The following is an 11,711-nucleotide window of genomic DNA, read 5'->3' as shown; positions in this document are numbered from 1 at the left end:
TGCCCCTCACCCGTCCGCCGCCATCACGCGCGGAAACGCTCGCGAGGGACCGATGTCCCTTACTCTTCGGCAGTTATTGATTACTGTGGGTCACATGTCTGACGTGCGGTCGGTCGCCCAAGGGGGCGATCTCTTTGTTCAGCGGATCCGCGAGCAGTGGACCGGTCAGCTCGGCCGGCGCCTCGACGTGCTGGTCGCCGGGTGCGCCCACGACGAGCCGCTGGCGCTGGGGCGCATCGACGTCCGCGTCACGGGGGTCGACGAGGACCTGCCCGCGATACGCAGAGTGGTCGAGGAGCGGGCCGACCTGGTCGCCTGGACGCTCGGCGACCTGCGCTCGGCGGCGCTGCCGCCCCGGGCCTACGACGTGATCCAGCTCTCCTTCCTGCTGGAGCGCATCGAGCACGCGGAGCTGGTCTTCGACCGGCTGCTGCAGTCGCTGCGGCCGGGCGGCCTGGTGCTGCTGCGGATGCGCGACAGGAACTCGGCCTACGCGCTGCTGGAGCGGCTCACGCCGGCCTGGGTGCGGCGGCTGCTGTGGCGGCGGCTGGTCGTGCCGGGCACCCCGGGGCCGCTCCCGGTCGTGCACGGGCCGCTGGCCTCGGCCGACGGGATGCACGCGTTCTGCCTGACCCGGGGCCTGCTGATCACCGACGAGGAGACCGCGACCAGCGGGCCCGCGATGGGCCGGGTGGGCGGCGCGCTCGTCGGCCTGGCCTCCCGGCTGACCCGCGGGCGATACCCTGCCACCCACGACGAGATCACGATGGTCATCAGGAAGCCCGAGTATCACTTCGCCCGTCTGATCTAGCGGCCACACCGAGTACAGTGGTATTTTTTCCTACCAATGTAATCGGGATAGTTGGGATGAACGATCGTGGAGTGGACCCCCGACGCGCGCGAGCTGGCCGATCTTGAGCTGCTGCTTTCGGGGGCGTTCCAGCCGCTGACGGGGTTTCTCGGCCACGACGACCTCCACACGGTGCACGAGCGCGGCACGCTGGCCGACGGCACCCCGTGGCCCGCGCCCGTCACGATCACCCTGCCCGACGAGGTGACCCCGGGCGAGGAGGTCACGCTGCTCGACCCCGAGGGCGTGCCGCTGGCCGTGCTGAGCGTGACCGAGCGGGGTCACGACGGGCTGGCGGCCGGCCCGGTGAAGGGCCTCGGCGCGCCCGAGCACGGCCCGTTCGCGCGGCTGCGCCGCACGCCCGACGAGGTCCGCGTCGACCTGGGCGGGCGCGACGCGCTGGCCGTCACGATGCGCGGGCCGCTCGACGACCTGGGCGAGATCGTCGCCACCGCCAAGGAGCTCGGCGCCGTCATCCTGCTGCTCCCCCTCGCGTACGGCGAGGCCGGGCCGGGCGTCGTCAGGGCCGCGCTGCGGGCCAGGGACCAGCTCCCCGAGGGCACGATGGTGGTGCCGGTGCCGCTGGCGCCGCGCGACGAGCCCGAGATCGACCTGGAGCTGCGCGAGCACGTCGCCTTCGCCTACGGCGCGAGCGAGCACCTGGCCGGGCCCGACCCGGTGCGCATCCCCGGGCCGCCGCACCGGCGCGGCCTGGTGGTGTTCTTCACCGGCCTGTCGGGGTCGGGCAAGTCCACGATCGCCCGCGGCCTGCGCGACGCGCTGCTGGAGCTGGGCACCCGCACGGTCACCTACCTCGACGGCGACGTGGTGCGCCACCTGCTGTCGAAGGGGCTGACGTTCTCCAAGGCCGACCGCGACCTCAACATCCGGCGGATCGGGTTCGTGGCCGCCGAGGCGGCCCGCCACGGCGGCCTGGCCATCTGCGCCCCCATCGCCCCCTACGCGGAGACGCGGGCCGAGGTGCGCGAGATGGCCGAGTCGGTCGGCGCCGACTTCCTGCTCGTGCACGTCGCCACGCCACTGGAGGAGTGCGAGCGCCGCGACCGCAAGGGCCTGTACGCCAAGGCGCGGGCCGGCCTCATCCCCGAGTTCACCGGCGTCTCCGATCCGTACGAGGAACCGGACGACGCCGACCTGACGATCGACACCACGCACCTGTCGGTCGAGGCGGCCGTCGGGCGGGTGCTCGACACGCTGCGCGGCGGCGGGTGGGTGCGATGATCGACCTCCCGCTCATCGCCGGGTCGTTCCTGGTGGCGATCGTCGTCGGATTGACCGGCATGGGCGGCGGCGCGCTGATGACGCCGATGATGATGCTGTTCTTCAACGTCCCGCCGCTGGCCGCGGTCTCCAGCGACCTGGTGGCCTCGGCGGTGATGAAGCCGGTGGGCAGCGTCGTCCACCTGCGCCGGGGCACGGTCAACCTCAAGCTGGTCGGCTGGCTCTGCGCGGGCTCGGTGCCGACGGCGTTCTGCGGGGTGTTCCTGGCGCGGGCGTTCGCGGTGGGCGACGGGGTCAAGTACGCGCTCGGCGTCGCCCTGCTGCTCGCGGTCGCCGGGCTGGCCGCCAAGGCGTGGCTGGGCGACCGGGGCGGAACGGCGGAGGCCCGGGAGATCGTCGTGCGCCCAATACCGACCCTACTGGTCGGTATGGTAGGCGGCCTGGTCGTCGGAGTGTCGTCCGTGGGCTCCGGGTCGCTCATCATCGTGGCGCTGATCGCGCTCTACCCGGCGCTCAAGGCCAACCAGCTCGTCGGCACGGACCTGGTCCAGGCGGTGCCGCTGGTCGTGTCGGCGGCGCTCGGCCACCTGCTGTTCGGCGACTTCCAGGCCGACCTGACGCTCTCGCTGCTCGTCGGCTCGATCCCCGGCGTCTACCTGGGCGCGCGGATCTCCTCGCGGGCGCCGGGCGGGCTGATCAGGGCGATGCTCGCGATCGTGCTGCTGGCCTCGGCGCTCAAGCTGCTCGACGTGCCCAACACGGTCACCGTGATCGCGCTGGTGGCGGCGACGGCGGTCGTCGTGGCGGGCTGGCGGTGGCGGGTCAGGGCCGCGGCACGCGAGTCGCGCGGAAGTGCGGATCTCTCGCGAGCTCGGTGAACGCCCGGTCGGCCGTCGGCTCGGTGTCGAAGCTGGTGTTGCCCCTCGGGGCGTGCGGCGAGTCGAAGTAGACCAGCGCCTTGATCTGCGGATAGCGGCGGATCTGCCGGCGCACCGACTCGTAGAAGGCCCGTTTGAACGCCGGGTCGTCGGCCCGCTCGAACACGCCCCACTCCGCGACCATGACCGGTTTGCCGGGGAAGCGCCACTGCATCCACCGGTAGAAGCCGGGCCACTCGTCGAAGTCCTCGCGCGTCTTGTTGACCAGCGTGCCGAAGTCCTGCACCCGGCCGTCGGCGTAGGGGTCCATGGCCACCCAGTCGACCACGTCGTCACCCGGGTAGAGCTCCTCGAACCACGGCTTGGACGCCCAGTTGGGCGCGCCCATGTAGGTCATCACGGTGACCGCGTTCTTCACCCCGCGCTCGCGCAGCCGGAGCACGACGTGGCGGAACATCTCGGCGTAGTCGCCGGCCCGCATGCCGGAGCCGGCCGCGGCGTCGACGTCGTTCTCCGGCTCGTGGTGGATGGTCAGGAAGAATCGCTCGGGGAACGTGCGCCGCAGGTAGCGGGCCAGCCGGTCGATCCGGGAGTCGATGGCCCCGTCGGCGATCTCCGCCCAGGTGTGGCCGAACGACGGCTTCCAGTTGACGAGCAGCAGCCGGGGCCTGGCCGGGTCGCGGGCGAGCCGGATCTCCTCGTCGGTCGGGAACAGCTCCCTGCCCCGGTGGTAGACGTGCAGGATGTCGGCCTTGGCGCCCATGCGGTGCTCGGCGTTCTCCAGGGCCCGGGTCACGCCCGCGCCGGTGAAGATCTCCGGCGCGATCCCCCACCAGGCGCCGCAGGACGGGATCAGCCTGCTGGTGACGGCGCACTCGGGCGGGGTCGCCACCACCGGCGGCAGGCTCGCCCGGGCCGCGGCCGGCGTCTCGTCGGCCGCCGAGCAGGCGGACAGCACGACGACCAGCGCCGGCACCAGAGCCCACGCGATGATATGTGGCGAATTATGCGGCAAAATGACCCGCCCCCCTCATTCAAGCCCCCGCCCGTCAACCCTGAACCATGCCACGCCCATGCCGGATCGTCAGCCGAGACCGCAGATCAGAGGCGGTACGGCCGCCGTACAAATCCCTTTATCGCGGGTTATTGAATGACGAATTGCTGCCCGTACGGGAGAAAATCTTGGGTAATCGACCTGGGTAATATCCGGCCCGCCTATAGTGGGCGCACACCTCGGCACGTGACGCAGAGTCGCAGAAGCGCGACAATCCGCTACGCACTTCAGGGAGACGCGCCTCCATGAGCTCGACGCCGGACTGCCCGGCCCACCGCTCCGGCACCGAGCTGGGGGCGCACCTTTCGCTGCTCCGCAGGCGCTGGCTGCTGTTCCTGGGCTGCTTCCTGGCCGGTGGCACGATGGGGCTGGCGCTGATGCGGCTCACCCCGCCCGCCTACACCGCCACCACCCAGGTCCTCGTCACCCCGGTGGGCGTGCCCGAGCAGGGCAACCAGGTGACCGCCAGGCAGCGCGAGCAGCTCAACCTCGACACCGAGGCGCAGATCGCCCGCTCCGGCGTCGTCGCCGCTGCCGCCGCCCAGATCGCCGGCATCGCCGAGCCGGAGCCCGTCGAGGTCACGGTGCCGCCCAACTCGGCGGTCCTGCTCATGACCGTCACCGCGCCCGACCCCGTCGCCGCCGCCACCCAGTCGCGCGCCTACGCCGACGCCTACCTGGCCCACCGGGCCGACGGCGCGCAGGCCGCCATCACCTCCCAGCAGAAGCTCATCCTGGCCAAGCTCAAGCAGGTCAACGCCGCGCTCGCCAAGGCCGTCACGCAGCTCGGCGGGCTGCGCCGCGGCACCGCCGAGCACACGCTCGCGCTCCACCGGCAGGGCGTGCTCAACCGGCAGGCCAACAGCCTCACGCTCAAGTACGACGCGCTCAAGACGGTCCCGGTGACGCCCGGCTCGGTCATCAGCCCGGCCGAGCCGCCGTCCGCGCCCAGCTCGCCCAGCCTGCCGCTCCACCTGGCCTCCGGGCTCGTCGCCGGGCTGCTGGCCGGGGCCGGCGCGGCGAGCCTGCGCGACCGGCTCGACACCCGGCTGCGCACCGCCGCCGACGTCGAACGGCTGACCGGGCTGCCCGTCCTGGCCGACCTGGCACGCCCGGCCGAGCTCGCCACCTCCGTCGTCTCCGCCTGCCCCGGGAAGTGGCTGCTGGTCAAGGCCGTGCCCGCCGAGCTCGGCACCGCGTCCGTGATCGCGCCGCTGGCCGCCAGCGCCCCGCTGTCGGTGCTCAACGGCGCCGAGGTGGGCGACCTCGGCCGGGCCGACGCGGCGGTGCTGCTCGTCGGGCTGGGCGAGGCCACCGCCGAGCAGGTCGCGGCCGCCGTACGACAGGTCGGCCGGCACCGCGTGCCCGTCATCGGCGTGGTGACGACGACGGACCTGACGCCCGCGCCCGTGCCCGAGCCGCGCCGGCCCAACACGCTCGGCAAGCTGGTCGCGAGCGGCGAGCTCGCCGAGAGCGGCGCCCTGACGACGCCGATGAGCACGCCTGTGCATACCCCCGCGCACAAGCCCGTGAACCGCCCGGTGGGCTCGCTGGGCAAGCCGACGTGAAAGGGCCCGCCTGGCCCATCGGCGCGCTGCTGCTCGGCTATCCGGTCTGGTGGGCGCTCGGCTTCGGCGGGCTGTCGGTGGTCGTGCTGGCCGTGCCCATGGCCGTCATCCTGTTCCGGCGGCGGCCGGTGCGGGTGCCGCGCGGGTTCGGGCTGTGGGCGCTGCTCATCGGCGGCTACCTGATCAGCGCGCTGATGCTGGGCGAGATGCCGCCCGGCACCTACGGCGAGCTCGGCGCGGGCCGGCTGGCCGGCTACGGGATGCGGCTGGCGCTCTACCTGTCGCTCATGATCATGGTGCTCTACCTGGGCAACCTCACCGAGCGGGAGCTGCCGCAGCTCCGGCTGGTGCGGATGCTCGGCGTGCTGTTCGTGACGACCGTGGCGGGCGGGCTGCTCGGGCTGCTCGCGCCCGGATTCTCCTTCACCTCGCCGGTGGAGATGCTGCTGCCCGACTGGCTGGCGGGCAACCCGTTCGTGCAGAACCTCATCCACCCGACCGCCTCCCAGACGCAGAAGGTGCTCGGCTACTCCATGCCGCGCCCGGAGGCCCCCTACGAATGGGCCAACGCGTGGGGCAGCAACGTGTCGGTGCTGCTGGTCTGGTTCGTGGTCGGCTGGTGGGTGTACGGGTCGCGCCGCCGCCGGGTGGTCGCCGTGGCGCTGGTCGCGCTGGCCGCCGTGCCGATCGTCTACTCGCTCAACCGCGGCCTGTGGATCGGGCTCGGGCTGGCCGTCGCGTACCTGATCGTCCGGGTGGGCGGCCGGACCAGGCTCATGCTGTGCGCCGGGGCGGTGGCGGCGGCGCTGGTGTTCGCGCTCAGCCCGCTGGCCGGGCTCGTCATGCAACGCCTGGACAAACCGCACTCCAACGACATCCGGGCGTTCACCGTGTCGGCCACGATCGAGGCCGCCACCCACTCCCCCGTCGCCGGCTACGGCAACACGCGCAACGCGCTCGGCAGCCATCGCACGATCACCACCGGCAAGACCGGCTGGTGCGCGGGCTGCGGCCATCCGCCGCTGGGCGCCGACGGGCAGCTCTGGCTGCTGATGATCACCCAGGGGTTCACCGGGGCCGTGCTCTACGTGGCGTTCTTCGCCGGGGCGATCCGCCGCCACTGGCCCGACCGGACGCCGGTCGGGCTGGCCGGGGTGCTCGTGATGTGCCTGGTGCTGCTCTACATGTTCGTCTACGACGGGCTGGTCACGCCGCTGAGCCTCTACTTCATCTCCTTCGCCCTCCTGTGGAGGAACACGCATGCACGACCATAGGATCCGGCTGCGCTATCTCGGCGACACGCTCGACCTGCTCTTTCCCGGCACCGGGTCACCGCGCCCCTACACGGTGCTGCCCCACCCCTACCTGCCCCGGCGACTGGCTCCGCGCCGGTGGTGGCATCCGGGGCCGAGGGTGATGCTGCCCGCCGAGGGGTCGATCGGCGACCACCTGGGCGAGGTGTTCGGCACGCCGATCGAGCTCGTCGTGCACGTGCGGCCCGCCCGCCGGGCCAACCGCAAACCGGTCCTGGAGGCATACTCGGCGGGGGCGCGGCTGGCGTACGTGAAGATCGGCGACAGCGAGCGGGCGCGCGCGCTGGTCGCCAACGAGGCCGCCGTGCTGTCCCGGCTTGCCGACCGGCCGCTCAAGAGCGTCGTCGCGCCCAGCGTGCTCTACCACGGCACCTGGCGCGGGCTCGGCGTGCTCGCGCTGTCGCCGCTGCCCGCGCGGCGCGGCCGGGTGCCCGAGCCGCTGCTCATCCGCGCCGTCAAGGAGATCGCCGCCACCGGCGACGGCGCGTGGCACGGCGACCTGGCGCCGTGGAACATCGCACCCGCCGCCGACGGGCGGCTGCTCGTGTGGGACTGGGAGCGCTACGCGACCGGGGTGCCGCACGGGTTCGACGCGATGCACCACTTCTTCCAGCGGGCGCTGCGGCGCATGGACCCGCCCACCGCCGCGCGCGCCTGCCTCGCCCAGGCGTTGCGGGTGCTGGCGCCCTACGGGCTCTCGGCGGCCCAGGCCAGGCGGACGGCGCTGCTCTACCTCGTCGCGCTGGCCGACCGGCACGCCACCGACGGGCACGAGCCGCTGGGGCCGCCGCAACGCTGGCTGTCCCCGCTCGTCGACCACGAGGAGCCGATCCTGTGAAGCCGATGAAGCGGCCCGTGCTGTCGGTGTCGCGCGGGGCCGGGCGGTTCACCTCGAGGGCGCGCGTGCTGCCGTCGTTCCTCATCATCGGGGCGCAGCGGTGCGGCACCACCTCGCTCTACCGGGCGCTGGCACAGCACCCGCTGCTGCTCAAACCGGTGCTGCACAAGGGCGTCCACTACTTCGACACCGGCTACCGGCGTGGGCTGCCGTGGTACCGGGGGCACTTCCCGCTGCGCGTGGGGGCGGCACTGTTGGCTCGCCGCCACGGGGCCCCGGCGCAGGCGTTCGAGTCGTCGCCCTACTACCTGTTCCACCCGCTGGCCGGCGAGCGCATCGCCGCCGACCTGCCGGGGGTCAAGCTGATCGTGCTCGTGCGCGACCCCGTCGAGCGGGCGTGCTCGGCACACGCCCACGAGCTGGCCCGCGGGTACGAGACCGAGTCCAGCTTCGAGTACGCACTCGAACTGGAGGAGCGGCGGCTGGCCGGGGCCGAGGAGAGCCTGCGGGCACGGCCGTACTCGGTGCACCATTCACACCGGCACCACGCCTACGTGGCGCGGGGCCGCTACGCCGCGCAGCTCGACCGGCTGGAGCCGCTGTTCGGGCGGGAGCGCATCCTGGTGCTCGACAGCCACCGGTTCTTCGCCGAGCCCGAGCCGGTCTACGACCGGGTGCTGGACTTCCTGGGCGTGCCCCGGCTCGGCTATCCGGCGTTCGAGCGCCACAACGGGCGGGCGCTGCCGAGGCCGCTGCCCGCGTCGCTGCGGCGGGCGCTGCGCGAGCGGTTCGAGGCGGACGACGCGCGGCTGGTGCGCTGGCTGGGGGGTGCGCCGTCGTGGCGGTGACGGGTCTGGCGCGCAGCGGCGCGGCGGGGCTGGCCGGGGCCGCGGTGGGGGCGCTGGCCCAGTTCGCGCTCGTGGTGGTGGTGACCAGAGGGCTGCCTGCCGCCCAGGCGGGCGAGTTCTTCGCGGTGACCGCGCTGGCGTTGCTGGCCGCCGGGGTGGCCAAGCTGGACGCGGGGAACGGGCTGGTGTACTTCATCGCGCGGGCCGGGACGTACGGCTATCTCGGCGTTTCCGGATATGTCAGGGCAGCGGTGGTGCCCGTCGCCGTGGTCGCCACCGCGGCCGGGATCGTCCTCCACCCGCAGCTCGGGCCGCTGGCCTGGGCGCTGCCCGCGATCGCCGTGGCCGACGTGCTGCTCGCGGCCACCCGCGGGTTCGGGGCGATGCGGCCCACCGTGCTGCTCGACGGGATCGTGCTGCCCGTCGGCCAGCTCGCCCTCGTCGCCGCCGCCCTCGCCCACAGCTCCGCGCTGCCCCTCGCCTGGGCCGCCCCGTACCTGATCGTGGCCATGCTGGCCGGGCTGGCGCTGCGCGGACGGGCGCCCCGCACGCCCTACCTGCCCGGCACCGGGCGCGACCTGTGGCGTCACACCGCGCCCCGGTCGGCGGCGGGCGCCGTCCAGGCCGTGTTCCAGCGGCTCGACATCGTGCTCGTCGCCGCGCTCGGCGGGCCCGTCCAGGCCGCCGTCTACACCGCCGCCACCCGGTTCAAGGTCGTCGGGCAGCTCGCCAACCAGGGGCTCTCCCGCGCCGCGCAACCCCGCCTGGTGAGCGCGCTCGCCGACGGCGACCTCGCCCGCGCCCGCGAGCTCTACCAGGTCACCACCATGTGGCTGGTGCTGCTCACCTGGCCCGTCTGGCTCGGCTACGCCGCGCTCGCGCCCTGGCTGCTCGACCTGTTCGGCGCCGGCTACGACGCCGCCGCGCCCGTCGCCCTGGTGCTCGCCGCCGCCATGATGGCGGCCACCGCGTGCGGCATGGTCGACGTCGTCCTCACCGCCGCCGGGCACACCACCGGCAGCCTGCTCAACCTGCTCGCCGCGCTCGGCGTCACCGTGCTGCTCGACCTCGCGCTCATCCCCGCCCACGGCGCGCTCGGCGCCGCGCTCGGCTGGGCCGGCGGGCTGCTCGTCAAGAACGCCCTGCCGCTCTGGCAGCTCCACCGCCGCTACGGGCTGCGCCCCTTCGGCCGCCACAGCCTCGGCGCCCTCCGCCTCCGCGCCTGGGCGGCCGCGTGAACCCGCCCGTGCTCGTCACCGGGCTGCCCAGAAGCGGTACGAGCTGGACCGGCAAGATGCTGGCCGCCGGCGGCGAACTCGTCTACGTCAACGAACCGCTCAACCCGCAACACCCGCCCGGCCGCTCCCCCGGCGTGCTGCGCGCCCACGTGACCCACCGGTTCCAGTACATCTGCGACGACAACGCCGACGCCTGGCTGCCCGCCTTCCGCGACACCGTCGCCCTGCGCTACCGCTGGGCGGCCCAACTGCGGGCCAACCGCACCCCGTACGACCTGGCCCGCATGATCCGCTACGGCGCCGCGTTCGGGCTCGGGCGGCTGACCGGGCGGCGGGCACTGCTCGACGACCCGTTCGCGGTGCTGTCGGCCGGCTGGTTCGCCACCCGGCTCGGCTGCCGCGTCATCGCGCTCGTCCGCGACCCCGTCGCCTTCGTGGCAAGCTGGCAGCGGCTCGGCTGGACCGTCTACTTCCACGAGCTGCTCGAACAGCCCCTCCTCGTCCGCGACCACCCCGAGGTCGAGCTGCTGCGCCCGCTGATCGGCTCCCAGGACCGGCTCGCCAAGGCCGCCGCGCTGTGGCGGGTGACGCGCACGATCCTCTCCCGCCTTCCCGGCATCCAGGTGACCTCGTACGACGACCTCGCCGCCGACCCCCTGCCCGGCTTCCGCACCCTGTACGACCACGCCGGGCTCACCTGGACCCCCGCCGCCGAACGCCGCATCACCCACGCCTGCACCGCCCCCACCGGACCAGGCCGGAGCTTCGCCTGGACAGGGCTGTCCCGCACCGCCTACCGGCCGATGGACTCCCGCCAGGCCCTGCGCACCGCCGCCCGCGGCCTCACCCCGGCGGAGATCGCCCGCGTCCGCGCCCTCACCGCCGCATGACCCCGCGCCTGGCCTCCAGCAGCAGCCGCACCGCGAACGGCAGATCGTCCACCAGGTAGCGCCTGGCCAACCGGCCCGGCTCCGACCCCAGCCGGAACGCCCACTCCAGCCCGGCGCGCCGCATCCACCCCGGAGCGCGCGGCACCGTCCCGGCCGCGAACGCGATCGCCGCCCCGCAGCCCAGGAACCAGGCGCCGGGCAGCTCCTGGCGCAGGTCGCCGATCAGCAGCTCCTGCCGGGGGAAGCCCAGCCCCACGAACACCAGCCGGGGCCGCGCCCGCACCACGTCGCCCATCACCCGCTCGCGCTCCGCCGGGCGTGCGTCGAACCCGTACGGCGGCGACACCGCGCCCCGGACGTCGAGCCCCGGACAGCGGCGCGCCAGCTCCCCCGCCGCGCCCTCGGCGGCCCCGGGCGGCCCGCCGAGCAGGTAGACCGGCCAGCCGCGCCGCGCCGCCCGCGCGCTCAGCGACCAGATCAGGTCCGCGCCCGTGACCCGCTCCGGCAGCGGCGTCCCCGAGATCCGCGACGCCCACACCAGCGGCATCCCATCGGCCACCACCACCTCGGCCCGCCGCACCAGCTCCCGCAACCCGGCATCCCGCGCCACGGCCCGGCAGATGTCCACGTTGGGCGTCACGATCTGGCCCCCGCGGCCCGCCTCCACCTCCCCGCTCACCCAATCCACCACCTCGGCCTCGGTGGCGGCATCCACCCCCACCCCACCCACCACCACCCGCCGTCCAGCCGACAGCACCCCAGGAGCTGAGCCCGCCCCCTCCAGGACGGCGGCACGCAGCCTGCCGGGCAGCGCCTCCTGGGTCGCCTGCGAGCGACGCGCGCCCACAGCCGCGCCACGCCGCAGCGCCCCAGCGCCCGCCCCCTCCGGGACAGCGGCACGCGGCAGCGTCTCCGTTGGGGAGTCGGCCGCCGGGGTGGTGTCGCGTGGTCGGGTGAGCGTGTCCGGGGGGCGGTGGGGGGCTCCGGGGGGT

At 74.0% G+C, this 11,711-nt stretch carries 11 protein-coding genes; 9 read left to right on the top strand and 2 right to left on the bottom strand.

Going from position 1 to position 11,711, the window contains the following annotated elements; genetic code table 11:
- The first annotated feature begins 94 nt into the window (after positions 1–94).
- The 3 genes from ACBI99_RS28250 (at position 95) to ACBI99_RS28240 (ending at position 2,970) form a co-directional block, all read left to right on the top strand.
- A complete protein-coding gene (locus ACBI99_RS28250; RefSeq protein WP_219505085.1) occupies positions 95–811 on the top strand; it encodes a bifunctional 2-polyprenyl-6-hydroxyphenol methylase/3-demethylubiquinol 3-O-methyltransferase UbiG in 717 nt (238 codons plus the stop codon).
- Positions 812–877: 66 nt separating this feature from the next.
- Positions 878–2,092, top strand: a complete 1,215-nt coding sequence (cysC, locus tag ACBI99_RS28245) for an adenylyl-sulfate kinase (protein ID WP_219505087.1) — start codon at positions 878–880, stop codon at positions 2,090–2,092.
- On the top strand, positions 2,089–2,970 hold the full coding sequence (locus ACBI99_RS28240; RefSeq protein WP_219505090.1) for a sulfite exporter TauE/SafE family protein: 882 nt from the start codon (positions 2,089–2,091) through the stop codon (positions 2,968–2,970). The genes cysC and ACBI99_RS28240 overlap by 4 nt, the downstream gene beginning before the upstream one ends.
- On the opposite strand, the gene ACBI99_RS28235 is transcribed toward ACBI99_RS28240, so the two are convergent.
- The gene (locus ACBI99_RS28235; RefSeq protein ID WP_357586238.1) at positions 2,915–3,946 is read right to left on the bottom strand and encodes a hypothetical protein; all 1,032 of its coding nucleotides are present in this window, start codon (positions 3,944–3,946) and stop codon (positions 2,915–2,917) included. The genes ACBI99_RS28240 and ACBI99_RS28235 overlap by 56 nt on opposite strands.
- Positions 3,947–4,269: 323 nt before the next feature.
- Here ACBI99_RS28235 and ACBI99_RS28230 point away from each other — a divergent pair, with 323 nt between their 5' ends.
- Genes ACBI99_RS28230 through ACBI99_RS28205 form a run of 6 tightly spaced genes read left to right on the top strand, consistent with a single transcriptional unit; the run spans position 4,270 to position 10,719 of the window.
- On the top strand, positions 4,270–5,592 hold the full coding sequence (locus ACBI99_RS28230; RefSeq protein WP_375073906.1) for a Wzz/FepE/Etk N-terminal domain-containing protein: 1,323 nt from the start codon (positions 4,270–4,272) through the stop codon (positions 5,590–5,592).
- Positions 5,589–6,866, top strand: a complete 1,278-nt coding sequence (locus ACBI99_RS28225; protein WP_219505094.1) for a hypothetical protein — start codon at positions 5,589–5,591, stop codon at positions 6,864–6,866. Before ACBI99_RS28230 ends, ACBI99_RS28225 begins: the two co-directional genes overlap by 4 nt.
- Positions 6,853–7,743, top strand: a complete 891-nt coding sequence (locus tag ACBI99_RS28220) for a hypothetical protein (protein ID WP_375073905.1) — start codon at positions 6,853–6,855, stop codon at positions 7,741–7,743. The genes ACBI99_RS28225 and ACBI99_RS28220 overlap by 14 nt, the downstream gene beginning before the upstream one ends.
- A 5-nt stretch (positions 7,744–7,748) precedes the next feature.
- Positions 7,749–8,591, top strand: coding sequence for a sulfotransferase (locus ACBI99_RS28215; RefSeq protein ID WP_375073990.1), 843 nt, complete (start codon positions 7,749–7,751; stop codon positions 8,589–8,591).
- Positions 8,582–9,829 (top strand): lipopolysaccharide biosynthesis protein, encoded by a 1,248-nt coding sequence (locus ACBI99_RS28210; protein ID WP_357586230.1) that lies wholly within the window; start codon positions 8,582–8,584, stop codon positions 9,827–9,829. Before ACBI99_RS28215 ends, ACBI99_RS28210 begins: the two co-directional genes overlap by 10 nt.
- Positions 9,826–10,719 (top strand): sulfotransferase, encoded by an 894-nt coding sequence (locus ACBI99_RS28205; RefSeq protein ID WP_375073904.1) that lies wholly within the window; start codon positions 9,826–9,828, stop codon positions 10,717–10,719. The genes ACBI99_RS28210 and ACBI99_RS28205 overlap by 4 nt, the downstream gene beginning before the upstream one ends.
- Here ACBI99_RS28205 and ACBI99_RS28200 read toward each other — a convergent pair.
- The coding region (locus tag ACBI99_RS28200; protein ID WP_375073903.1) for a WecB/TagA/CpsF family glycosyltransferase at positions 10,706–11,711 on the bottom strand (1,006 nt) is incomplete at its 5' end. The two genes, ACBI99_RS28205 and ACBI99_RS28200, sit on opposite strands and share 14 nt — an antisense overlap.

The organism is Nonomuraea sp. ATR24 (assembly GCF_041950485.1).
GTDB classification, from domain to species: Bacteria; Actinomycetota; Actinomycetes; order Streptosporangiales; family Streptosporangiaceae; genus Nonomuraea; species Nonomuraea ceibae.
This window is presented reverse-complemented; position numbering and strand designations above follow the sequence as displayed.

What these genes read in the sequence shown, in the direction of transcription:
- ACBI99_RS28250 (WP_219505085.1), top strand. Translation starts at nt 95, where the DNA reads ATGTCTGACGTGCGGTCGGTCGCCCAAGGGGGCGATCTCTTTGTTCAG.
- ACBI99_RS28240 (WP_219505090.1), top strand. Translation starts at nt 2,089, where the DNA reads ATGATCGACCTCCCGCTCATCGCCGGGTCGTTCCTGGTGGCGATCGTC.
- ACBI99_RS28230 (WP_375073906.1), top strand. Translation starts at nt 4,270, where the DNA reads ATGAGCTCGACGCCGGACTGCCCGGCCCACCGCTCCGGCACCGAGCTG.
- ACBI99_RS28220 (WP_375073905.1), top strand. Translation starts at nt 6,853, where the DNA reads ATGCACGACCATAGGATCCGGCTGCGCTATCTCGGCGACACGCTCGAC.
- ACBI99_RS28215 (WP_375073990.1), top strand. Translation starts at nt 7,749, where the DNA reads ATGAAGCGGCCCGTGCTGTCGGTGTCGCGCGGGGCCGGGCGGTTCACC.